The sequence below is a fragment of the Lysobacter olei genome (genome assembly GCF_054777355.1).
In genome coordinates this window covers 201,038-224,630 of record NZ_BAAHAT010000002.1, presented here as the reverse complement: position 1 = coordinate 224,630, position 23,593 = coordinate 201,038, and the positions used below count along the sequence as shown (strand labels likewise).

20 protein-coding genes are annotated in these 23,593 nt (G+C 68.8%); 10 read left to right on the top strand and 10 right to left on the bottom strand.

Annotation, left to right across the window (positions count from 1 at the left end):
- Positions 1–27: 27 nt before the first annotated feature.
- The 5 genes from plsB to ACYVBS_RS03640 all read right to left on the bottom strand — a co-directional run bounded on the left by plsB (position 28) and on the right by ACYVBS_RS03640 (position 7,380).
- Positions 28–2,673: a glycerol-3-phosphate 1-O-acyltransferase PlsB gene (gene plsB, locus ACYVBS_RS03660; RefSeq protein WP_460821855.1), complete on the bottom strand. Its 2,646-nt coding sequence runs from the start codon at positions 2,671–2,673 to the stop codon at positions 28–30.
- A gap of 26 nt (positions 2,674–2,699) precedes the next feature.
- Positions 2,700–3,671, bottom strand: coding sequence for a hypothetical protein (locus ACYVBS_RS03655; RefSeq protein WP_460821854.1), 972 nt, complete (start codon positions 3,669–3,671; stop codon positions 2,700–2,702).
- Between the two features lie 258 nt (positions 3,672–3,929).
- Positions 3,930–4,838: a 5'-nucleotidase, lipoprotein e(P4) family gene (locus ACYVBS_RS03650; RefSeq protein ID WP_460821852.1), complete on the bottom strand. Its 909-nt coding sequence runs from the start codon at positions 4,836–4,838 to the stop codon at positions 3,930–3,932.
- 157 nt (positions 4,839–4,995) lie between these two features.
- Positions 4,996–5,397, bottom strand: coding sequence for an SMU1112c/YaeR family gloxylase I-like metalloprotein (gene gloA2 / locus ACYVBS_RS03645; protein ID WP_460821850.1), 402 nt, complete (start codon positions 5,395–5,397; stop codon positions 4,996–4,998).
- 3 nt (positions 5,398–5,400) lie between these two features.
- Positions 5,401–7,380: a UvrD-helicase domain-containing protein gene (locus ACYVBS_RS03640; RefSeq protein ID WP_460822171.1), complete on the bottom strand. Its 1,980-nt coding sequence runs from the start codon at positions 7,378–7,380 to the stop codon at positions 5,401–5,403.
- Positions 7,381–7,483: 103 nt separating this feature from the next.
- Here ACYVBS_RS03640 and ACYVBS_RS03635 point away from each other — a divergent pair, with 103 nt between their 5' ends.
- The 4 genes from ACYVBS_RS03635 to ACYVBS_RS03620 all read left to right on the top strand — a co-directional run bounded on the left by ACYVBS_RS03635 (position 7,484) and on the right by ACYVBS_RS03620 (position 10,667).
- A complete protein-coding gene (locus tag ACYVBS_RS03635) occupies positions 7,484–8,263 on the top strand; it encodes an SEL1-like repeat protein (protein ID WP_460821849.1) in 780 nt (259 codons plus the stop codon).
- 97 nt (positions 8,264–8,360) lie between these two features.
- Positions 8,361–9,116 carry a hypothetical protein gene (locus ACYVBS_RS03630; RefSeq protein ID WP_460821847.1) on the top strand — a complete coding sequence of 252 codons (756 nt, stop codon included), beginning with the start codon at positions 8,361–8,363 and terminating at the stop codon, positions 9,114–9,116.
- Between the two features lie 72 nt (positions 9,117–9,188).
- The gene (locus ACYVBS_RS03625) at positions 9,189–9,806 is read left to right on the top strand and encodes a thymidine kinase (RefSeq protein WP_460821846.1); all 618 of its coding nucleotides are present in this window, start codon (positions 9,189–9,191) and stop codon (positions 9,804–9,806) included.
- A 111-nt stretch (positions 9,807–9,917) separates the two neighbouring features.
- Positions 9,918–10,667: a hypothetical protein gene (locus tag ACYVBS_RS03620; RefSeq protein ID WP_460821845.1), complete on the top strand. Its 750-nt coding sequence runs from the start codon at positions 9,918–9,920 to the stop codon at positions 10,665–10,667.
- A gap of 88 nt (positions 10,668–10,755) precedes the next feature.
- Here the strand turns inward: ACYVBS_RS03620 and ACYVBS_RS03615 are convergent, their stop codons facing one another.
- The 3 genes from ACYVBS_RS03615 to mutM form a co-directional block, all read right to left on the bottom strand.
- Positions 10,756–13,572, bottom strand: coding sequence for a serine/threonine-protein kinase (locus tag ACYVBS_RS03615; RefSeq protein ID WP_460821843.1), 2,817 nt, complete (start codon positions 13,570–13,572; stop codon positions 10,756–10,758).
- A gap of 10 nt (positions 13,573–13,582) precedes the next feature.
- On the bottom strand, positions 13,583–14,146 hold the full coding sequence (locus ACYVBS_RS03610) for an ECF-type sigma factor (RefSeq protein WP_460821841.1): 564 nt from the start codon (positions 14,144–14,146) through the stop codon (positions 13,583–13,585).
- A 167-nt stretch (positions 14,147–14,313) separates the two neighbouring features.
- Entirely contained in the window at positions 14,314–15,126 is an 813-nt protein-coding gene (mutM, locus tag ACYVBS_RS03605; protein WP_460821839.1) for a bifunctional DNA-formamidopyrimidine glycosylase/DNA-(apurinic or apyrimidinic site) lyase, read from the bottom strand.
- A gap of 149 nt (positions 15,127–15,275) precedes the next feature.
- Here mutM and ACYVBS_RS03600 point away from each other — a divergent pair, with 149 nt between their 5' ends.
- Complete coding sequence (locus ACYVBS_RS03600) at positions 15,276–15,674, top strand: EF-hand domain-containing protein (RefSeq protein ID WP_460821838.1); 399 nt, start codon at positions 15,276–15,278, stop codon at positions 15,672–15,674.
- A 141-nt stretch (positions 15,675–15,815) separates the two neighbouring features.
- Here the strand turns inward: ACYVBS_RS03600 and ACYVBS_RS03595 are convergent, their stop codons facing one another.
- Complete coding sequence (locus ACYVBS_RS03595; RefSeq protein WP_460821836.1) at positions 15,816–17,477, bottom strand: MFS transporter; 1,662 nt, start codon at positions 17,475–17,477, stop codon at positions 15,816–15,818.
- Positions 17,478–17,491: 14 nt separating this feature from the next.
- Positions 17,492–18,892 carry a DcaP family trimeric outer membrane transporter gene (locus ACYVBS_RS03590; RefSeq protein ID WP_460821835.1) on the bottom strand — a complete coding sequence of 467 codons (1,401 nt, stop codon included), beginning with the start codon at positions 18,890–18,892 and terminating at the stop codon, positions 17,492–17,494.
- Positions 18,893–19,129: 237 nt separating this feature from the next.
- Here ACYVBS_RS03590 and acs point away from each other — a divergent pair, with 237 nt between their 5' ends.
- From acs to ACYVBS_RS03565, 5 genes are all read left to right on the top strand, one after another.
- Positions 19,130–21,082, top strand: a complete 1,953-nt coding sequence (gene acs, locus ACYVBS_RS03585) for an acetate--CoA ligase (RefSeq protein WP_460821833.1) — start codon at positions 19,130–19,132, stop codon at positions 21,080–21,082.
- A gap of 9 nt (positions 21,083–21,091) precedes the next feature.
- Positions 21,092–21,760 carry a response regulator gene (locus tag ACYVBS_RS03580; protein WP_460821832.1) on the top strand — a complete coding sequence of 223 codons (669 nt, stop codon included), beginning with the start codon at positions 21,092–21,094 and terminating at the stop codon, positions 21,758–21,760.
- Positions 21,761–21,800: 40 nt separating this feature from the next.
- Complete coding sequence (locus ACYVBS_RS03575; RefSeq protein WP_460821831.1) at positions 21,801–22,346, top strand: GNAT family N-acetyltransferase; 546 nt, start codon at positions 21,801–21,803, stop codon at positions 22,344–22,346.
- A gap of 72 nt (positions 22,347–22,418) precedes the next feature.
- Positions 22,419–23,282 (top strand): SAM-dependent methyltransferase, encoded by an 864-nt coding sequence (locus ACYVBS_RS03570; RefSeq protein ID WP_460821830.1) that lies wholly within the window; start codon positions 22,419–22,421, stop codon positions 23,280–23,282.
- A 12-nt stretch (positions 23,283–23,294) separates the two neighbouring features.
- A complete protein-coding gene (locus ACYVBS_RS03565; RefSeq protein ID WP_460821829.1) occupies positions 23,295–23,588 on the top strand; it encodes a hypothetical protein in 294 nt (97 codons plus the stop codon).
- Positions 23,589–23,593: the final 5 nt, after the last annotated feature.

The following is a 23,593-nucleotide window of genomic DNA, read 5'->3' as shown; positions in this document are numbered from 1 at the left end:
GCCCGCCGGCCTGGTCGATGCCGTGGCTCAGCCCGCCGGCGTTTCTGCCACCGAAGCCGGCGCGGCCTTTGCGCCCGCTTCCGGACTGACCTTCTCGATCGTGTGCCGCAGCTCGCGGCCCAGGATCACCTTCGCATCCTTGGCCCACGCGTCCAGGCGATCGTCGAAGGTGAGCTTGCCGTTGCTGTCCACCCAGACCAGCTTGAGTTCACGCAGCTTCTGGATGAAGCCGCGGAACAGGGTCTTGTCGAAGAACTCCGGCGCGGCCGGCGCGTACAGCAGCGACAGGCGCTGCGCGGCCTGCTGGCACAGGCTCTCCAGCTCGCCGGCGCTGAGCGTGCCGGCGCCGTTCTTGGCCAGCACCGAGATGGTGATGTAGTAGCGCTCGAACGCCTGTTGCAGCGAGTGGCCGATGGCGCGCAGGCGGAACACCTCGTCGGTCTGCCCGGCGTAGCGGCTGAGAATGCCGCCGTCATCGTCGCTGACGCGTTCCAGCAGGCCTTCGTGGATGAAGGCGTCGACGGTGCGGTGCAGGCGTTGGGCGAACTCGTCCTCGCTCCACGGCAGGAACAGTTCGCCCTGCAGGAACGGGTACACGCTGCGGCCCAGGCGTTCGACCGTGCGCAGGCTCATGCGCCGGTTGTTCTGGAAACAGCACGCAATCCACGAGGCGGCCGTGAACAGGTGCAGCACGTTGTTGCGGAAGTAGCTCAGCAACACCGCGTTGTCGCCGCCCACGCTCAGCACGTCGCCGAGCGGGTGCGGGGTGCGGGTCAGCACGCTGATCTCCTCGCCGTGGGCGATGATCTCGGCGGGGGTATGCGGAGTAACGGTGACGCGGTCCGAATACGGCAGTTCGGCCAGCAGGTGCTGGCTCAGCGCGATCTGCGCCAGCAGGTCGCCCTCGCCCATCGCATGCTTGGGCGTGGACAGCAGCGCCAGCGCGAGCAGGTTGATCGGGTTGACGTCGGCGGCACGGTTGACGTTGACCTGGATGCGCTGGCCCAGCGCGCTGACCGTGTCGGCCAGCCACGCCGGCTTCTCGTCCTCGGGCACCGGCCTGCCGTCCCAGTCCGGGGCGTGCTCGCCCAGCACTTCGGTCAGCTTGATCGGCTCGCCGAAGTTGACCACCACCTGGCCGTAGTTGCTGCGCAGCACCTTGGGGATGCCCATCAGCAGCTGCCAGATCGATTCCTTCTCCTTGGGCTTGCCGGAGAGTTCGTCGAGGTAGCTGTTGCCTTCCATCAGCTTCTCGTAGCCGACGTACACCGGCTGGAACATCACCGGGCGCGTGGGCTGGCGCAGGTACGCGCGCACGGTCATCGCCAGCGTGCCGCCCTTGGGCGGCAGCAGCCGGCCGGTGCGCGAGCGCCCGCCTTCGATGAAGTACTCGATGGAGTAGCCGCCCGACACCAGCTGCGCCATGTATTCGGAGAACACCGCCGAGTACAGCGCGCTGCCGCGGATGCTGCGGCGGATGAAGAACGCGCCACCCTTGCGCAGGATGGTGCCGACCACCGGCAGGTTGAGGTTCACGCCGGCCACGATGTGCGGCGGCACGATGCCCTTGGTGTACAGCAGGTAGCTGAGCAGCAGGTAGTCCATGTGGCTGCGGTGGCAGGGCACGTAGATCACTTCGTGCCCGGGCGCGGCTTGCTTGAGCTTGTCCAGGTGGTGCACCAGCACGCCGCGGTAGATGCGGTTCCACACCGGGGTGAGGATGAAGCTGAGCGAGCGCACCACCGGGTGCGAGTAGTCGGCCGCGATTTCGTAGGCGTAGGCGTGCGCCTTTTTCCACGCTTCGCCCAGCGAGGACTTGTCGCGGCGGGCCTGGTCGGCGATGGCGTCCTTGACCGTCTCCGCGGCGAGAACCGCGTCCACCAGCAGGCGGCGGGTCGAGAGGTCGGGTCCGATCACCGCGGCGCGGATGCGGTGGAAGTGGGTGCGCAGCACGCGCGAGAGCTTGCGAACGGTGCGTTCGGGCGGCAGGCCTTCGTCCACCTGCTGGCGCAGGCTGATCGGCGGCGAGAAGCGCACCAGCGTGCCGCGGCCGTTGAGCGCAATGGCCATCAGGCGGCGGAAACGGCCGACCAGGGTCCAGTTCTCGGAGAACAGCACCGAGAACCAGCCGCTCTGCTTGTCCGGGGCGCGGCCGACGAAGATCGACACCGGCACCAGTTGCACGTCCAGGGCCGGGTCGGCGCGGTGGGCCTCAAGCAGGCGCGAAAGCGATTCGGAGCGGGTCTTGCCCGAGGGCGGGCCGGACGGGGCCAGCGCGCTGGCGTTGCGCCGCGACAGCGCCACGTAGGCGCGCTTGCGCCCCAGCGGGTCGCCGGGCAGCGGCTGCATCGGCGAGGGCAGGCCGTATTCGCGGCAGGCGCGCTCCAGGATCAGGGCGTTGGACAGCCCGTAGTCCTCAAGCACGTAGCAGACCGGGCCGCCGGTCCAGTCGCGCGCGTAGTCGCCGGGCGACTCCGGTTCCACGGTCAAGGTGATCCACGGCTCCAGCACGCGGCCGAGCAGGCGCGTCCACCACGGGCGACGCGCGGGAGCGCCGGGGCGCCGCTCGGGCGGCGTCGGGGCCGCCGGAGGCAACGGGTCCGGCGGCAGGGCGGCGCGGTCGGCCTCGGATTCGGGAAACGGCAGGGGTGTCTGGTTCGGCATCCGCGCCATTATGCCGGCATGCCGATGGCGGACGGCTAGCGGGCGGCCGCCGCGGGGGCGCTTGCCGGGGTCCCTGCAGGGGCGGGCGCCGGCCGGGAGGGCGGTGCGGCGGGTGGCGCCGCCGGTTCGTCGGGCCCGGCAGGGGCCGGCTGGACCGCGGCCGCTTCGGCCTCGGCGTGGCGCACCAGGTCGGCCAGGTACCACTGGCCGTCGCGTCGCTCCGCGCGCACCTGCGCGTCGATGGGGCGCCCGGCCAGCGTGTAGCGCACGCGCAGCCGCGCCGTGTCGCCGGTCTGCTGGGCCACGGTGGCCTGGACGCTGTCCAGGGCGGCGTCCAGGTCCAGGTCGTAACTGCGCAGCACGTCCTTGGTGGTGCGGAAGAACGGCCCCAGCCGCCCCAGGGACTTGTCCATGCCCGCGCTGGCAAAGCCGTCCGGGCCGGACAGCCCCGTGCCCCGCGCGGCCCGGATCAGCTTGGGCAGGGCGGCACGGGCGCGCTTGCCGTCGGCCAGCGGCGCGCGTTGGCCCCAGTGGCTGAAGGCCGCGATCATCTGCATGTAGTGGTCGCGTTCCTCCTTGCTGTACTCCTCGGCACTGGCCACGTACTGGCCCGCAAACAGGCCGAGCGTGGACGCCGCCGAGCGCAACTCGCGCTCGGCGCCCGAGAACTGCTGCTTGAACGTGGCCTTGAGCTGGCGGTCCGCGCCGGGGGCCGACAACGCCGTGATCATCGGGCCGATGCGGTCGTCCAGCGGCAGCTCCGTGAGCGGCCATACGGTGTGGCCCTCGCGCCACGCCTGCTCGAGGCGGGCGTGCACGGCCGGGGGTGCCGCATGCCGGGCGTAGCCGGCCAGGTCGTTGCGGCGCAGGTCCTGCATCAGGCGGCTGAGGGCCTCCGCCGGGCCGAGCGGTTTGGGCGGCGGCGGGGGCGGCGCCGGCGCACGCTCGCATCCCGCCAGCAGCAGGGCGAGAGTGAGCGTGCTCAGCAGGCGTCGGAACGAGGTCATGGTGGGCGGCTTCCCCAAGTCGCCACCGCATCTTGGCGGGCGACGGGCGACGGGACAAGCCAAGCCGGTTCCGGATCGGCCGGTTCGCGGACAAGAAAAAGGAGGCCAGAGGCCTCCCTTAAGTCCGGCCGAAGCCGGAGGACATCGAGTTGTGGCGCAGTTCCGGGAAGCCCCGGGACGGAATACAGCGTACCTGCGCCGCATATTTAATGCAACACATTCGACAGCAGTCGTAAGTTGTTGATTTTTGACGATGGATCAGGGCGCAACGTTCAAAACATCGAACTTGGCCTGGCGTCGGGCCTCGCGCGGCTGGCGCCAATCGTTGTTGAACACCGCCGGCTCCCAGCCACCATAACTGGGATTGGGCAACATCCACCAGCGTTCGCCGAACCAGGCCTGGTGCTGGGCGTACAGCGCATCACGCGCCTCGGGGGTGTTGGCCACGACCTGGACGAAGTCGCCCAGCTGGTCGCCGAACTGCATCAGCACGCGGTAGTGGCGGCCGGCGAGCTGGCGGCGGCAGTTCTTCTCGCTGCCCTCCTGCTCGCAGCCCTCGACCACGGTGCCAAGTCCGAGGAACACGTCGTCGTTGGCCACCGGCATGCCGACCGCCTTGAGGTTGGCGATGGTCGCGTCCTTCAGGTGCACGGCGCGGTTGGACAGGTACAGGATGGTGACGCCACGCGCACTGGCCGCGCGCGCGAACTCCACCACGCCGGGCACGGCCGAGGCCTTCTGCTCGCGCACCCACGCGTCCCAGGTGGCTTCGTTGTATTCGCCGCCGTCGCGCACCAGGCGCGCCTGGTAGGGCGAGTTGTCGAGCACGGTCTCGTCGATGTCCATCACGACGGCCGGCTTGAGCTTCCCGGCGGCGTTGGCGCGTTCCTCCGGCACCAGTGCGTCCCAGCCCGGCGTCTTGAGCGCGCGATCGAGGTTGGCGGCGGCGGCGCGGTAGGCCTGCAGGCTGGTGGCGCGGTATTCCACGGCACGCTGCATCCACAGCACCGCGTTGAGGTTGTCGTTCGCCGCGGCGGCGTCAGCGGTGGCCGTCGCCGACGTCGTGGGCGAGGTGTCCGGCGCGGTGACGAGGGCGCCGGTGTGCTGGCAAGCGCTCAGCGCGAAGGCACAGGCCAGGGCGATCAGGGCGGGGGCGCGGAAGTGCATGGCAGTCCGGACGGGGAAAAGGACGGGCGAGTGTAGCCCACGTCCATGACAGTGCCGATGGCGTGGCGTGGCGGTCGTGACGGTCGTCCGCGGCTGCCGCGTCCACGTGCCGAAGGCCTCAAACCGCGGGCGGATGCGGCGGGAGCCTGTCGGGCGTCTAGGCCGATGCCGCCTCGTACAATTCGATCGGCAGACCGTCCGGGTCGGCGAAGAAGGTGAAGCGGCGGCCGGTGTACTCGTCCACGCGCAGCGGTTCCACGGCCACCCCTTGCGCGAGCAGGTGCGCGGCCGCCCCAGCGACGTCATCGACTTCGAGCGCGAGGTGACGCAAACCGCAGGCTTCCGGACGCGAGGGCCGCGGTGGCGGCTCGGGAAACGAGAACAGCTCGAGTTGGCTGCCGTCGGGCAGGGCCAGGTCGAGCTTCCACGAGTCACGGGCGTCGCGATACGCCTCGGCCACCACTGGCAGGCCCAGCACGGTGGTGTAGAACGTCTTGGAACGCGCGTAGTTCGAACAGATGACGGCGACGTGGTGGATGCGGCGCAGGCCGAGTGGCACGGATCAGCTCTCCAGTAGCGCGCGGATCGCGTCGAACCCGGCTTTGGCACGCTCCTTCTTGTGCTCGGCATCGAGCGCGGGGTCGGCGCCATCGCGCTGCAGCTCCGCAGCGGGCAACTCGTCGAGGAAGCGGCTGGGCTTGAGGCGGATCCTCTCGCCCCAGCGCTGCGTTTCCTTCGAGTGCGACAGCCACAGCCGCTCCTTGGCGCGGGTGATGCCCACGTACAGCAGGCGCCGTTCTTCGTCGATGCGGCCCTCGTCTAGGCTGGCGTCGTGGGGCAGGTTGCCGTCCTCCACGCCGACGATGAACACGTAACGGAACTCCAGGCCCTTGGAGCCGTGCATCGACATCAGCCGCACCTGGTTGCCGGCGTCGCCCTTGTCGGCGTGCGACAGCAGCGCCAGTTGCGCGGCCAGTTCACCCGGGCCGGCGCCCTTGCCGCCGTCGAACCAGTCGGCCAGCTCTTCCAGGTTGGCCTTGCGCCGCTGGAAGCCGGCCTCGTCCTTGCTCTGCTCGCGCATGGCGTTGAGCAGGCCGCTGCGTTGCGCCAGTTCGCGCACCAGTTCGGCAGGCGTCAGGCGCTGAGCGTCGCGGCGCAGGTTCTTGACGATCGTGCTGAAGCCATCGACGGCGTTGGCCGCGCGCGGCGCCAGCTGCTTGAGCACGCCGATCTGCTCGGCCGCGCGCGCCATCGGCATCCCGCCGTGCTGCGCCATCTCGGCCAGCTTGGCCAGCGTGGTGGCGCCGACCTCGCGTTTGGGCGAGGTGACTGCGCGCAGGAACGCCGCGTCGTCGTCGGGGTTGGCAATCAGGCGCAGCCACGCCAGCGCGTCCTTGACCTCGCCGCGCTCCAGGAACGCGGTGCCGCCGGTGAGGTGGTACGGCACTCGCAGCAGCTGCAGCGCCTTTTCCAGCGCGCGGCTCTGGTGGTTGCCGCGGAACAGGATGCAGAAGTCGCTCCACGGTGCCTGCTTGGCGCTGGCGATGAACGCGATCTCGGCGGCGACCTTCTCCGCTTCATGCGCGCTGTCGCGGCACTCCCACACGCGGATACGCTCGCCGTCGGCCTGGTCGGACCACAGCGTCTTGGGGTGCTCGTGCGGGTTGTTGGCGATCAGCGCGTTGGCGGTGCGCAGCACGCGGTTGGAGCAGCGGTAGTTCTGCTCCAGCTTGATGATCTCCAGCGTGGGGTAATCCACGCCGAGCGAGAGCAGGTTGTCGGGGTTGGCGCCGCGCCAGGCGTAGATCGACTGGTCGTCGTCGCCCACGCAGGTGAACAGGCCCTTGGGCCCGGCGATCGCCTTGAGCAGGCGGTACTGCGCGTCGTTGGTGTCCTGGCATTCGTCTACCAGCAGGTAGCCGATGCGCTCACGCCAGGCCAGGCGCAGGTCCTCGTGTGATTCGAGCAACTGCACCGGCAGGCGGATCAGGTCGTCGAAATCCACCGCATTGAAGGTGGTCAGGCGCGCCTGGTAGCGCGCGTACAGCAGCGCGGCCTCGGTCTCGCGGGTGCTGCGTGCGGCGGCCAGCGCCTCTTCCGGCGACAGGCCCGCGTTCTTGGCGCGCGAGATCAGGTTGCGGGCGTCGTCGACCACGTCAGGCTTGCTGCCCGGTGGCAGCAGGTCCTTGATCTGCGCCGCGCTGTCGTCGCTGTCGAACACGCTGAAGCCGCGGCGCAGACCGGCGTGCGCGTGATCGATCTGCAGCATCTTCAAGCCCAGCGCGTGGAAGGTGCAAATGGTCAGGCCTTCGGCGGCGTCGCCCTTGATGCGCTTGGCCACGCGCTCGCGCATTTCCTTCGCCGATTTGTTGGTGAAGGTGATGGCGGCGATGCGCTTGGCGGGCATACGCCCGGACGCGATGAGGTGCGCGATCTTCTCGACGATGACGCGCGTCTTGCCGCTGCCCGCGCCGGCAAGCACGAGCAGGGGGCCGTCGGTGTGCAGGACGGCGGCGTGTTGGGGGGGATTGAGGCCGTGCATGGAGACGATGAAGGCCCGCGGGCCGGCATGGCCCATCAGTTTACCTGTCTCCGGCGGTCTGGACCGGTACCCTTGTCGACCTCCCCGATAAGGAATGCAAGGAATGCCCCTGTTCAGACCCGCGCTCGTCGCCCTGTGCCTGACCGTGCCGCTGGCCGCGCCTGCCAAGGAACGTGCCGCGCCGCCGCCCGACCCGATGCTGGCGCCGGAACTGATGCGCGCGGGCTTCATGGAAGGCCACCAGGACATGAAGTACCGCCTGCTGGGTCAACGCGCCTACCGCGAGAAGCGCTACGACGACGCCTTTCGTTTCTTTCGCCGCGCGGCTTTTTATGCCGACAAGCCGTCGCAGGGCATGATCGCCGAGATGTACTGGAACGGCGACGGCATGCCGCGCGACCGCGCGCTGGCCTATGCCTGGATGGACCTGGCCGCCGAACGTGGCTACCAGGGGTTCGCAGGGTTGCGGGAGCGCTACTGGGCCGCGCTGGACCCGGCCGAGCGTGAACGGGCACTGGGCGAGGGTGCGGCGATCTATGCCCGGTATGGCGACGAGGCGGCGCGCCCCCGGGCCGACTTCCAGCTGCGCCTGGCCCGCCGCAGCGTCACCGGCAGCCGGACCGGCATGGTCGGGGCGCTGACGATCACCATCCCGACGCCCGCTGGCGAAGAAGTCGTGGATGGCAGCAAGTTCTACGACGAGCGCTACTGGGACCCCAAGAAGTACTGGGCGTGGCAGGACCAGGTGTGGATGAAGCCGCGGATCGGCAAGGTCACGGTGGGCGAGGCCGAAGTGGTGCGCGATGAGCCGGCGGCGTCGCGCATTCCTGCCACCGCCCCCGAAGTGAACGCGCCCGTGCCTGAGGTGCCGCCCGAGCCGTGAGTGGGCCCCTTGGCGCGCAACCCACCTCGTTGTTAGGGTAGCCCGGGGCCAAGGGTGGTCCTGTCGATGGCGGCACTGACTCGGAGGAGCAAGGGATATGTGGACAGGTGCGTGGAAGGGGCGGGTGCTGGTCGCCGCCTTGGCGGTGGCGCCGGTGGTCGTGGCGGGCGAGCCGGTCAAGCTGACCGACGCGAGCTTTCTGGACGTCGACGCGCAGTTGAAGGCGGTCGAGGGCAAGCCCAATGAGGTGTCCCGGCTCGCCGGGCTGAAGGCCTATCTCAGCCGGGACTACAACGGTGCGCGCACGCAGTTCGAGCGGGCCGCGTATTACGCCGACAAGTTTTCGCAGCACTACCTCAGCCTGATGTATTGGCATGGCTCCGGCGTGCCCACCGACCGTGTCCAGGCGTATATCTGGGCAGACCTGGCTGCCGAACGTGGCAGCCGGCAGATGCTGCTGATCCGCGAGAAGATGTGGTCGGAGCTGACGGCCGCACAGCAAGCCCAAGCCGCCGAGCAGGGCGTGAACTTCTACGCACGTTACGGCGACGAGGTCGCCCAGCCGCGCGCGGAGAGTGCATTGCGGCGGTTTGCCGATGACATGACCGGCAGCCGGGCGGGCTATGACGGACAGATGCTGGCCACATCGGGCAAGCCCGTGAGCGGTCAGTTCTTCGCCAAAACCGGCAGCAATGCATCCTCGTTCACCCAGACCGCGGTGGGCACGCGAGAGCAGCTGTATGGTGCCGCCAGCCATGGGATGGACCGCTACTGGGCTGAGCAGGACTGGATGCTGGAAGGCAAGGTGAAGGTCGGCCCCGCCGTGCCCGTGAGCGACGCCAAGACGGACTGAACCCGCCCGGACGGGCATCGCGCCCAGGCGTTGGAGCGCGGCCGGTGGGCCCGCCCCCGTTACACTGGCGCGATGGCCAAGCTCTACTTCTACCACTCGGCGATGAACGCCGGTAAGACCACCACGCTGCTGCAATCGGCGTACAACTACCGCGAGCGCGGCATGCGCGCCTTGATCCTCACGCCGCGGCTCGATCATCGCGGCGGCAGCGGCACGGTGGCCTCGCGCATTGGCCTGCAGTCCGACGGCATCGCCTTCGACCGTGACCAGGACCTGCTGGCCGCGGTGCAGGCCGACATCGCCGCGCATGGCCCGCTGCATTGCGTGCTGGTGGACGAGGCGCAGTTCCTGTCGAAGGCACAGGTGTGGCAGCTGAGCGAAGTGGTCGACGCGCTGCGGGTGCCGGTGCTGTGCTACGGGCTGCGCACCGACTTCCGCGGCGAGCTGTTCGAGGGCAGCCAGTACCTGCTGGCGTGGGCCGACGAGATCACTGAAATCAAGACCATCTGCCACAGCGGCAAGAAGGCGACGATGACCGTGCGCGTGGACGAGCAGGGACGCGCGGTGCAGGACGGCCCGCAGGTGGAGATCGGCGGCAACGAACGCTACGTGTCGGTGTCGCGCGCGGAGTTCAAGAAGGTGATGCGCGGTGAGGGCGTGATCGAGCCGCTTCAGCCGCCGCTGTTGTAAGCGGCGGCCAGCGTTCCCCGCGATGGGTGGGGTCCGCGGTTGACATTGCCTTGGCGTCGGGCCGCGTGATACCACTGCTGGTGGCGTGATCAGCCGATATCGGACACGGACATGGACTGGCGTCTTCGAACACTCTGTTGGACGTTCCTGCTGGCCTGCGGTGTTTCTTCCGCCGAGGCATCCCCCCGCGAACTGCCCAGGCTCACCGAGGCCTCCGTTGGCACGCTCAGCGAAATGGTTGCCAAGGCCAAAGGCAGGCCCAATGAGGAGTATCGGCTGCACGGCCTCATCGCCTATGCCCAGCGTGACTACAAGCAGGCGGTGCGGCACTTCGAGCGGGCGGCCTTCCATGCCGACAAGTACGCGCAGCATTACCTGAGCCTGATGCATTGGCACGGCATCGGTGCGCCGGTGGACCACGTGCTTGGCTACGCGTGGTCGGATCTGGCTGCCGAACGCGGCACCACCAAGCTGCTGTTGTTGCGCGAGAAGATGTGGCAGGAACTTTCACTGGACGAACAGTCCGATGTCGGTGTCCGGGGCGCTGCGTTGTACGTCCGCTATGGCGACAGCGCCGCTCAACGGCGTACCGAGAATGCGATGCGTCGCTTTGCCAGCAACATGACGGGAAGTCGGGTCGGCTGGGGCGGACAGCTGGAGGTGGCTGGCAGGCCTTCGGGTGGCTCGTTCGAGATCTGTGGGGCAATCAACGCCAGCGGCAGTGCCAACGTGCAGTTTGCTTCTGCCGCGGATCTCTACGGGATTGATTTTGACCAGTACTGGCGACAACAGGATCTGTTAATCCAGACGGGTTCGGTGGAGATTGGGCCGGTGGAGCCAATTCGCTCCCCCACGCCTTGAGCCCGCTTGCGATGGGTGCCGTGCGGCGCGTGGGTCGGCGCGAAGCCGTCGCGACCGCCTGCTTCTTCTGCCGTCGCTGCAACAAGGTTTAGCGCAAGCGCCGGCAGGTTGCCTCGATGGCGACGATCTCTCGGGTCAGTGACCCGCCTTCGGGCCGCCATCGGGCCAAGGGCGTGCGCACGGCGTCCAGCGAAGCCGCGGCGGCCGGTGACGGTGGCTGCTGGCGGCAGGCGGCTTCGGCGCGATACGCGGCCACGCGCACGCGGGCCAGCATCGCGTCCGGTGAGGTGCCCGCTCGCGCGGCCTGCGCCTCGAGGTCGCGCAGCGCCCGGTCGTCACCGGCCTGCGCCCGCAGACGTGCCCAGGCGGCGGCCGCGGTGATCGACTCCGGGTGATGCGGGCCCCACGCGCGCTGCAGGGTGGTGGTGGCGGTGCGCAGGGTGGCCGCCGCCGCAGCGGTTTCGCCTGCCGCCCCTTGGGCCAGCCCCAGTTCCAGCAGTGTTTGGCCGTGGGCGGGGTGGTCATCCCCGTCGAGCCGTTGGCGCAGGCGGGCGGCTTCCTGGAGGGGGGGCACCGCTTCTGTGGCGAGCCCGGTCTGGCGCAGCGCGTTCCCGTGCGCCATCAGGGCTTCGGCCACTAATCCGGCATCGCCGGTGCCGCGGGCGGCACTGACAGCCTGTGCCAGCACGGCCAGTGCGCGGCCTTCGTCGCCCAACTCCCAGTCGGCGCGGCCCTGTGCGACCAGACTGCGGATCACGTCCGGGTGTTGCGGGCCCAAGCGTGCCCCCAGCTGTTGCGCTACCCGGCCCCACTCCTCGCGCGCTTGGCGGTAGTGACCGCTCCGCATCTGCAGCGCGGCCAGCTGTTGGCGCGCGGCGATGCTGGCGGGGTGGTCCACGCCATTGGCCTGCACACTGATCGCCAGCGCATTGCCGGCCTCGCGCTCGGCGGCCGCCAGCTGGCCGCGTGCCTGGTACAGGCTGGCCAGGCTGCGGCCGATGTCGACCAGCATCGGGTGGCGCGGCCCGGCGGCTTCGCGCAGCGTCGCGCGTGCATCCTCCAGCTGGCGTATCGCGGTGGCCACTTCGCCTTCGTCGGCATGCAGGTTGGCGATGTCCATCCGGCTGGCCACCTCGCCGATGCGGTCGCCCGTGCCCTCCCGACGGAGGGCCAAGGCCTGCTCGAACAACTGGCGCGCGCCCTTGCGCTCGCCGTTGGCGCGGCGGCAACGGCCCAGCTGCGAATAGAAGTCGGCCACCTGGGGCGGCAGTTGTGCCTGCTGCCGGCGAGCCCCGGCCAAGGCCGGTTGCATCAGGTCGATGCAGTCGCGCGGGCGATCCAGCAGCCGCAGTACGCGGCCGCGCTGGGTCAGCGATTCCAAGTGCAGGCTGTCTGGCACATCCGGGCTGTTGTCCAGGATCATGGCTTGCCGCTCCAGGAGGCTCTTGGCTTCGGTGTAGTCACCCAGTCCAATCCGCAGCCGTGCGACCAAGCCGATCAACTCGGCGCGCGCGCGGGGCTGCCGCGCCAATTCACGCTGGCCGCGGTCCAGCGATGCGTCCAGCAGGCCACGCAGGTCCAGCGGTTGTCCGCCACCGCCCACGCTGGCGTTCTCGAACACGCCCAGCATGAAGTCCTGGATGGCCTGGGCGCGCCCGGCTTCACGCACGGCCTCGCGCGCTTGCCACGCCACCAATCCCAGCGCGGTGATCATCACCAGCACCACCAGCGTGCCGCTGGCCAGGGCCCAGCGGTGGCGGCGCACGTACTTGCGCAGCCGGTAGCCAACGCTGTCCGGCCGCGCCATCACCGGGCGCCCCAACTCGTGGCGACGCAGGTCCAGGGCCAGAGCCTCCACCGAGGCGTAGCGCTGCACGGCCTGCTTGGACAGCGCCTTCAGCACGATGTTGTCGAGGTCGCCGGCCAGCACGCGCGCCCGGCGGCGGAGGACGTGCGCATCGCGCGGGTGCCGCTCGGCCTCCCGCAGCAGGGTCTGCGACGGTCGCAGCGGGTCCGCGGTGAGAATGGCCTCTTCCCACGCAGCGTCGCTCTTGCGCGTGGGCCGGTACGGCTTGCTGTCGGTGAACAGCTCGTACAGCACCACGCCCAGCGAGTACACATCGGTCATGGTGCTGACCGGTTCCCCGCGCACCTGTTCGGGGGCGGCATAGTGCAGGGTGAAAGCGCGCGCGCCGGTGCGCGTGCGCTCGACCACGGGCGCCTCGCGATCGAGCAGCTTGGCGATGCCAAAGTCGAGCAGGCGCACGTCGCCCGCCGGGGTGACCAGGATGTTGGAGGGCTTGAGGTCGCGGTGGACGATGAGGTTGGCGTGGGCGTGGCTGACCGCGTCGCAGATCTGGTGGAACATCTGCAGGCGCCGTTCCAACGGCGTGTGGTTGTCGCGGCACCAGTCGGTGATGGGCACGCCATCGACGTACTCCAGCGCCAGGTACGGCAGCCCGTCCTGGCTGACACCGGCGTCCAGCAGGCGTGCGATGTGCGGATGGGTGAGGCGTGCCAGGATCTCGCGCTCGCGCGTGAAGCGCAGGCGCAGGTTGGTGTCGGCCAAGCCGGGGCGCAGCAGCTTGAGTGCGACCCGTCGCTGGTACAGGCCATCGGCCCGTCCCGCCAGCCACACTTGCCCCATGCCACCCTCGCCCAGCAGCCGCTCCAGCCGATACGGTCCAATGACCGCACCGGGGCCCGGTCCGGCCGGAATGTTGATGGCGGGCTCGGCGAGGAAATCCGCGTGCGATTCGTCCAGCGAAATCAGCGTGCCCAGCTCGTCCGCCAGTGCCGCGTCCTCGTTGCGCATCGCCTCCAGGTGCTGGGCGCGTGCATCGGGCTCAAGCTCCAGCAGCGCGTCGAGCAGCGGTGACAGCCGTTGCCAGCGCTCGGGGTCCATTGCGCGGCCGTTAGGACTCTCGCAGCGATGCGAGCAGGAACATGCGCGCCTTCTGCCAGTCGCGCCGGATGCTGCGCTCGGAGCGCTGCAGCAGGGCGGCGATTTCCAGTTCCGACAGCCCACCGAAATAGCGCAGTTCCACCACCTGCGCCAGGCGGGGGTCGACGGCGGCCAGCCGGTTCAGCGCGGTGTCCAGCCCGAGCGTTTCCTCGTCCAGCCGCAGGCCGCCGGAAATGTCCTCCGGCAGGTCGGTCACGCGGTGCAGGTCACCGCCGCGTTTCTGCGCCAAGCGCTGGCGGGCATAGTCCACCACCACGCTGCGCATCGCCGAGGCGGCGTAGGCGAAGAAATGGCCGCGGTCGTCAAACTGCGCCTCGCGTCGTCCGATGAGCTTGAGGTAGGCCTCGTGCACCAGCGCGGTGGCGTCGAGCGTGTGGCCGTGCTGCCCGGCGAGTTGCCGGCGGGCCATGGTGTGGAGTTCCTGATACAGCGTTGCGAGCACGCGATCGAGCGCACCGCGGTCACCGTCGCGCGCTGCATCCAGCAACACCGTGATTTCGGCGGTATCGGACATTCCACCTCCCCCGAGGCTTTTCTGAGGCGACTATAGCGCGTTGCAAAGCGGTGTCACGCGGCGGCGCGGCGACATTTTCTTGGCATTGAAATTGCGAATGCGTGGTGTCGGCCCAAGCCGTGACCGCGCGCACGAACCCGGCGGGCCGCCGGCCGGCGTCACCGGACTCAGCGTTGGCAGTGGCCGCACCAGACGCTGGCGCGCTGGCCGATGGTCGCCTGCTTCAACAACCGCCCGCAGCGGGGGCAGGGCTCGCCGCCGCGCCCGTAGGCCGACAGCTCCTGCTCGAAGTAGCCGGGCGCACCGTCAGGGCTGATGAAGTCGCGCAGCGTCGTCCCGCCGCGGGTGATGGCGTGGCCGAGGATGGCCTTCACCGCATCGGCCAGTGCCGCGTAGCGCTCGCGCGAGACCTTGCCCGCTTCCCGCAAAGGCGAAATCCCCGCGGCAAACAGCGCCTCGGCGGCATAGATGTTGCCCACGCCCACCACCACTTTCTGGTCCATGAGGAAGCTCTTGACCGGCGCGACGCGCTTGCGGCTGCGCGTGAACAGGTAATCGCCGTCGAAGGCGTCCGAGAGCGGCTCGGGTCCGAGGTCGCGCAGCAGTTCGTGCTGCTCGCCGGCCGGCTGCCACAGCAGGCAGCCAAAGCGGCGCGGGTCGTTGAAGCGCAGCACCTGGCCGGAGTCGAGGGCGATATCGACATGATCGTGCGCGCGAAGCGGCGTGTCGGCGGGCAGCACGCGCAGGCTGCCGGACATGCCCAGGTGCAACAGCGCGCTGCCGGCCGACGTGTCCAGCAACAGGTATTTCGCCCGCCGCCGCACCGCGTCGATGCGCTGGCCGGGCAGGGTGTCCACGATCTCGTACGGGATGGGCCAGCGCAGGTCGGGGCGGCGCAGCACCACGCCCGTCACGCGACGGCCTTCGACGTGCGGGGCCAGGCCACGGCGGGTGGTTTCGACTTCGGGCAACTCGGGCATGCGCGCAGCTTACCGGCTGCTACGGGTGACCGGAGGGCAGTAACGCGGCGGCGCGGCCGCCACGCACGCGGCGGTCGGTGATGGTTCATGCGTCGGGCGGTGGGCCGATGGCATGATCGGGTGGTCCTGGTCCCGTTCCGGAATGCCTGATGCCGGCCCCCGATTCCGCCTGCCCGCGCCCCGCCGCGCGTCGTCACCCTCGCCCCTCGCGACGGGGCGGCCTGGTGCTGGTCGCCGCATTGGCCGCATTGGGGTCGGTCGGCGTGGCGGCCCAGGTGACGGCGACGCGCGATTACCTGGCGCGCATGGACGCCGACGGCAACGGCCGTGTATCGCTGCCCGAGTACCAGGCCTGGATGGGCTACGCCTTCGCGCAGATGGACCGCAACCGGGATGACCGCCTGACCCCGGATGAGCTGCCCGGCGGCCGCGGCCGAGAAGTCAGCCTGGCCGAGCACCGTCAACGTCTGGCGGACGCCTTCCACCGCCAGGACGCCAATCGCGACGGCGCGCTGGACGCACGCGAACTGGCGGCGCCGCCCCGCTGAGCGCGGTGGTGGCCGGCGGCATGGCCCGCCCGTCGGGCTGATGCGACAACACGCCCACGCACCCCCGCGACACCACCGCGCCGCAAAAGAACAACGCCGGCCCAGGGCCGGCGTCGTCCTTTCAGCACACGACGGGGGTAATCACTCGCGGATATCCACGTCCTTGGTCTCGCGCAGGAACAGCGAGCCGATCACGAAGGTCATCACCGCGATCACGATGGGGTACCACAGGCCGTAGTAGATGTTGCCGGTGGCCGCCACCAGGGCGAAGGCGATGGTCGGCAGGAAGCCACCGAACCAGCCGTTGCCGATGTGGTACGGCAGCGACATCGAGGTGTAGCGGATGCGGGTCGGGAACAGCTCGACCAGCCACGCCGCGATCGGGCCGTAGACCATGGTCACGTAGATCACCAGGATGGTCAGGATCAGCAGCACCATCGGCTTGTTGATGCGCGCCGGGTCCGCCTTCTCCGGATAGCCGGCCTGCGTCAACACGGGCTTGAGCTCGCCGAGGAACTTCTCCGATGCGGCCTTCGCCGCCGCCTTGTCCAAGCCTGCGCCTTCGTAGCTGGCGGTTTCGGCCGAACCGACCATCACCTTGGCCACGCTGCCCGCCGGAGCGGCTTCCACCGTGTACGGCACGCCCGCCTTGGCCAGGGCCGAGGTGGCGATGTCGCACGAGCTGTTGAACACCTTCTTGCCGATCGGGTCGAACTGGAACGAGCAGGTCGCGGGGTCGGCGATGACCTTGGCCGGCGCGCTGATGCTGGCTTCCTCGATGGCCGGGTTGGCGTAGTGGGTCAGCGCCTTGAACAGCGGGAAGTAGGTCAGCGCGGCGATCAGGCAGCCGGCCATCACGATCTTCTTGCGGCCGATCTTGTCCGACAGCCAACCGAAGAACACGAAGAACGGCGTGCCCACGATCAGCGCGCCGCCGATCAACAACCACGTGGTGGTGCTGTCGACCTTGAGCGACTGGCTGAGGAAGTACATCGCGTAGAACTGGCCGGCGTACCACACCACGGCCTGGCCGGCGGTGGCGCCGAGCAGGGCCAGCAGCACGATGCGGCCGTTCTTGGAGAGGAAGCTCTCGGTCAGCGGGGCCTTCGACAGCTTGCCTTCGTTCTTCATCTGCTGGAACAGCGGCGACTCCGACAGCTGCATGCGGATCCACACCGACACGCCCAGCAGCACGATCGAGACCAGGAACGGAATGCGCCAGCCCCAGGCCTCGAAGGCTTCCACACCGATCGATTCGCGCACACTCAGGATCACGACCAGCGACAGCAGCAGGCCGATGGTTGCGGTGGTCTGGATGAAGCTGGTGTACAGACCGCGCTTGCCATCCGGCGCGTGCTCGGCGACGTAGGTCGCCGCGCCACCGTACTCGCCGCCCAAGGCCAGGCCCTGGAGCAATCGCAGCACGATCAGGATCGCCGGTGCCGTGATGCCGATGCTGGCGTAGCTGGGCAGCACGCCCACCAGGAAGGTGGAGATGCCCATGATGACGATGGTGACCAGGAACGTGTACTTGCGCCCGATCATGTCGCCGAGTCGGCCGAACACCAGTGCGCCGAACGGACGCACCGCGAAGCCGGCGGCGAAGGCCAGCAGCGCGAAGATGAAGCCGGTGGTTTCATTGACGCCACTGAAGAACTGCTTGGCGATGATCGCCGCGAGCGAGCCGTACAGGTAGAAGTCGTACCACTCGAACACGGTGCCGAGGCTGGAGGCGAAGATGACCTTCTTGTGGCCTTTGGTCAGCTCGCCCGCCGACGTGTGGGATGCAGTGATGCTGGACATGCGGTGGTCCTCGCTCAGAAGCTGTACTTGACGTGGGTCTGCAGGCGATTGAGCTCGCCGGCGTCACCGTTTTCGAGTTCGCGCTTGCCCCAGATCAGCTCGGCGCCCACTTCCAGCTTCGGCAGCGGGGCGTAGATCAGGTTCACGTGCGCCGACTCGGCAGACTTGGTGATGCCAAGCCCGGTCAGGTCGGTGGGGTTGTCGTATTCGGCGAACGAATAGAACAGGTTGCCGCGCAGCTTCGGGCTGAAGACATGGCGCCAGCCAGCGAAACCGGAGATCAGGTCGATGTTCTCCAGGTCGCCCGTGGCATCGAGCACCGCGTCGTTGTTCAGCGCCAGGCCCACGTAGCGGCCGATGCCGCTGCCGCCGGTGACCATGTAGCGGAAGTCGTCGCTCTTGCCGACATTGAACTTGCCCGACACGCTCACGCCGTAGCCGGTGCCGCTGGAGCTGATGTCCGCCGGACCGTTCTGGTACTTCAGCTGGCGGGCCAGGCCGGCGATGCCGAAGTGGCCCCACGCGCCCTTGGCGGTGTAGCGCGCGGTGACGTCCGGCATCGCGCCGTCGTCGCCGGCCACCTGCGCCATGTTGCCGCGGAACGGCGTGTACACGGTCTCCGGGTTCTCCACCGAGAACGACCACGGCCCCTTGGTGTAACGCACCTGGGCCTGGCGCACGAATACGGTGCCTTCCGTGGGGCCGAGGAAGTCGACCGCATCGGGCAGCGCCGCCGCATCCTGGAAATTGGACCAGGTCTGGCCGGCCAGCCAGTTGTTCCAGCTCACATAGGCGTGGCGCAGCGTGACCGCATAGGTGTTGGTCGCGACCTCGTTGCCGGTGAAGGCGGTGCTGCCGCCACCGAACAGGTCGAACTCGAAGTAGGACTTGAGCTTGTCGCCGCTCTCCAGCTCGGTATCGGCGCCAAGCCAGAAGCGCGAGAACGCCACGCCCATGTCGGTGTCGGTGCCCGACTCCTTGTTGGCGCCACCGCCCACCGGGATGGTCTTGGGCACGTAGAACAGCCGGCCCACCGTGCCATCGGCGATGTCGCCGTCGTTGGTGCGGGTGATGGACGAATCCAGCTTGATGAAGCCGCCATAGCTGAAGCGCGTGCCGGCGTTGGCACCCGTCAGGATCGGCGTGGACTGGATCCCGGGCTTCGCGGCAGGCGCCGGTGCGGGCGTGGCCTGCGCGGTTTTGACTTCGGTGATCTGGGTCTGCTGTTGCTGCTGCTGGGACACCAGCTGCTGCACCATCTTCTCCAGTTCGACGACGCGTGCTTCGAGCTCTTTCTCCTTCGCGGTCTGCGCGAAGGACAGGCCCGGCAGGCCCATTGCGAGCACCAGCGCGGCGGCGAGCGCGCGCTTGCGCGGCGTCGGCGGCAAGCCGTGCGAACTACTGCGGTTTGACATGTTCCCTCCCAAGGACAGCCGTGCCGTCTGCACGGTCGCGGCCAGCCTGCGTGGCTATCGCGCTGCACAACCATTCGCCATTGGTCTAGGAAACCTGCTTGAATGCGCGGCTTTAAGACCATGGTCTAAACGTTGGGCCTACCTGCTGCAGGGTGTGCTTGCGGCACACTTGGGCCAACGGCGCCGTGCCTGCCGCGCCACGCCAACGCTTAGTGCCACCGACCTTGGGAGTGCGCCATGAACCAGTCTGCCAACGTGTATCCGGTCAAGCCCGACTTCGCCGCGAAGGCGCGCTACACGCGCGAGCGCTACGAGCAGGACTACGCCGAGTCGGTGGCGCAGCCTGAAGCGTTCTGGGGCCGCATCGGCCATCGACTGGACTGGATGCGCGCACCCACCCAGATCAAGGATGTCAGCTACGACCTCAACCATTTCCGCATCCACTGGTATGCCGACGGCGAGCTCAACGCCAGCGTCAACTGCCTCGACCGCCACCTCGCCACGCGCGGGGACAAGACCGCGCTGATTTTCGAGCCGGACTCGCCGGACCAGCCCGCCCAGCACATCACCTATCGCGACCTGCACGCGCGCGTGTGCCGCCTGGCCAACGCCCTGCGCGGCCTGGGCGTGGTCAAGGGCGACCGCGTGACGCTCTACCTGCCGATGATCCCCGAGGCGGTGGTGGCGATGCTGGCCTGCGCGCGCATCGGCGCGATCCACTCAGTGGTGTTCGGGGGCTTTGCCGCCAACTCGATCGCCGACCGCGTGGCCGACTGCGGCAGCAAGCTGATCATCACCGCCGACGAAGGCCTGCGCGGCGGCAAGAAGGTGCCGCTGAAGGCCAACGTCGATGCCGCGCTGAAGATGCCCGGCACCAACAGCGTGGAAACCGTGTTGGTGGTGCGCCACACCGGCGGCGCCGTGGACATGCAGATGCCGCGCGACCGCTGGTACGACGCGGTCATCGAAGGCCAGCCGCTCGAGTGCCTGCCCGAGCGCATGAACGCCGAGGATCCGCTCTTCATCCTCTACACCTCCGGTAGCACCGGCAAGCCCAAGGGCGTGCTGCACACCACCGCCGGTTACCTGGTCTATGCCTCGTATACCCACGAAGCCGTGTTCGATCTGCAGGACGACGACGTCTATTGGTGCACTGCCGACGTGGGCTGGGTCACCGGCCACAGCTACATCGTGTACGGGCCGCTGGCCAACGGCGCCACTTCGCTGGTGTTCGAAGGCGTGCCCAACTACCCGGACTACTCGCGCTTCTGGCAGGTGATCGACAAGCATCAGGTCACCATCTTCTACACCGCGCCCACCGCCATCCGCGCGCTGATGCGCGAAGGCGAGGAGCCGGTGCAGAAGACCTCGCGCAAATCATTGCGCCTGCTGGGCAGCGTCGGCGAGCCGATCAACCCGGAGGCCTGGCGCTGGTACTACGACGTGGTGGGCGAGGGCCGCTGCCCCATCGTCGACACCTGGTGGCAGACCGAGACCGGCGGCATCCTGATCAGCCCGCTGCCCGGCGCCACCGACCTCAAGCCCGGCTCGGCCACCAAGCCGTTCTTCGGCGTGGTGCCCGCGCTGGTTGATGCCAGCGGCCAGGTGCTGGAAGGCGAGGCCGAAGGCAACCTGGTGCTGCTCGACTCGTGGCCGGGCCAGATGCGCACCGTGTACGGCGACCACCAGCGCTTCATCGACACCTATTTCCGCACCTATCCCGGCACTTACTTCACCGGCGACGGCTGCCGCCGCGACGCCGACGGCTACTACTGGATCACCGGCCGCGTGGATGACGTGATCAACGTGTCCGGCCACCGCATCGGCACCGCCGAGGTGGAAAGCGCGCTGGTCAGCCACCCCAAGGTGGCCGAGGCGGCGGTGGTCGGCTTCCCGCACGACCTCAAGGGCCAGGGCATCTATGCCTACGTGACCCTCAACGCCGGCGAGACAGCCAGCGAGACGCTGCACAAGGAGCTCATCGCGCACGTGCGCAAGGAGATCGGCCCCATCGCCACGCCCGACCACCTGCAGTGGGCGCCGGGCCTGCCGAAGACCCGCTCGGGCAAGATCATGCGCCGCATCCTGCGCAAGATCGCCGAGAACGCGCCGGACCAGCTGGGCGACACCAGCACCCTGGCCGACCCCTCGGTGGTGGACTCGCTCGTTAAGGAACGCCGGGTGCCGTAAGGTATGGCGATGGCCACCCTGCTCATTGCCGACGACCACCCCCTGTTCCGCGAGGCGCTGCGCGGCGCCGTGGCGCGCGTGCTGCCCAATGCCGCGCTGCACGAGGCCGACAGCGTAGACGCGCTGTATGCGCTGGTCGAGTCCTATCCTGACGCCGACCTGCTGCTGCTGGACCTCAACATGCCGGGTGCGCAGGGCTTCAGCGCGCTGGTGCATCTGCGCGCGTTGTACCCGCAGCTGCCCATCGTGGTGGTGTCGGCGCGCGAGGAGCCCGCGGTGATGCGCCGCGCACTGGACCACGGCGCCATTGGCTTCATCCCCAAGTCGGCCGATGCTGCGACCTTGGGGCAGGCGATCGCCACCGTGCTGGACGGCGACCGCTGGGCGCCGGCGTCGGCGCTGAGCGCACCCGCCGCGGCGGCCGACGAGCACGACGCCGCCAACCGCCTGCGCGACCTCACGCCGCAGCAGTTCCGCGTGCTGCAGATGCTGGGCAGCGGCCTGCTCAACAAGCAGATCGGCTACGAGCTGGGCGTGTCCGAAGCCACGGTCAAGGCGCACGTCACCGCCATCCTGCGCAAGCTGGGCGCCAACAACCGCACCCAGGCGGTGCTGATTGCGGGGCGGCTGGCGCTGGACCCGAGTGCCATCGTGCCGCCGCCTGAGGAAGGCGACTGAGCGCACGTCGCGTACGACCGTCAAAACCCGCGGCCCGCCCATGAGGAGCCGACGGCTGTCCCTCCGTCTCCTCGACGCCGATGGCGTCGGTGACAAGGCGCTCTACATCCACCTGTACACCGATCCGGCCGTGATGCGCCGGATCGCCATTGACACCTCGCCGGAGGGCGCCGCGCGCGCGTTCCAGACGGTGTGTCGCCACAACCGGCGCGAGGTTCCCGGGCACCGCACCTGGCGCATCGACTGGCACGGCGAAGACGGCCTGGCGCCGGCTGCCGAAGGCGTTGGCATCGCCGCCTTGTCGCGCGCGGGCGACGCCGCCGAGCTGGGGGTGATGCTGCGCGAAGGCTGGTGGAACCGCGGCGTGTCCAGCGAGGCGTTCACCCTGGTGCTGGCGCACGCATTCGGGCCAATGGGGTTGGCGCTTGTGCACGCCGAACGGCCGGACGACGACCACGCGCTGATCATCGACCGCCTGCTGGCGCCCTTCGGTTTCCGCCGCGCGCCCGAGCGTGCGTCCGCACCGGGCCGCTGTCGCTGGGAACTGCCCCGCACCCACTGGCGACCGGCCGCCGCCAGAACGTGACAGGCTTTGCACTATCGGGCGGTGTATGGTTAATGTGACGGCTCTGCCAGCGCTGGGGAGAGCGGTCGCAGCATGTCCACGTCGGTTGCCAACCTGCCGGGCAGTCTTACCTGCGTCGGCCTGGGGATGATGCTGGGGGCCCACCTCGGCCCACGGGCGCGTGCGCACATCGAACAGGCCGACGTGGTGTTCGTACTGGCATCCGACCCGCTGGTGGAACTCTGGCTGCAGGACATGAACGCCGACGTGCGCAGCCTCCAGCCCTATTACGCCGAGGGCAAGCCGCGCCACGGCACCTACCGTGAGATGGTCGAGGCCATGCTGGCCGAAGTGCGCGCCGGTCGCCGCGTCTGCGGCGCGTTCTACGGCCACCCCGGCGTGTTCGCCAAGGTGCCACACGACGCCATCACCCGCGCACGCGCCGAGGGCCACGCTACCAGCATGGAGCCTGGGGTTTCAGCTGAGGATTGCCTGTACGCCGACTTGGGGATCGACCCCGGGCGATACGGTTGCCAGCATTACGAGGCCAGCCAGCTGTTGTTCTACCGCCGCCGCATCGACCCCAGCGCCTACCTGGTGTTGTGGCAGGTCGGCGTCGCAGGGGATCGCACGTATCGGCGCTTCTCCACCGGCGCAGCGCACCGGCACCTGCTGGTGGAGCGACTGCTCGAGGACTACCCCGCCGATCACGAGGTGGTGATCTACGAGGCGGCCACCGTGCCGATCATGGAGCCCCGCATCGAGCGAGTTGCCTTGCGCCAGCTGACCGACGCGGAGATCCATCTGCATTCCACCGTTGTGTTACCACCTGCGCGGTCGCTGCTCCAAGATGAAGTCATGCTTGCGCGCATTGAGGCGCTGGAGCAGTCCCTGGCGCGCAGGGAAACGGCCAGCATCCATGCAATTAGTCAGATGCATTCCACTGCTGAATCTTGAAGGAGTCGAAGAATGTCGAAAGTCGTGCAGTTTCTCGAAGTCCTCGGTGCTGGACCCGGCGGGCTAACCGACTCGCAATACCTCGCCGCCGTCGATGCTGCGAACCTCGACAACAACAGCCGGTCCGCCCTGGTTCGGCGCGACAGAGAATCACTCAACGAGCTGCTTGGCGGACGGGCCCAGGTAATCGCCTATGTGTTCACGCCGGAGGAGGAGCCAGATGGCGACGCGCCTATGCGGGATGTTCCGGACGATGACGATGGAGGGGCTCCTGAAGATGAACCCAAGGTCTCGATCGCGGCTTGATGAGC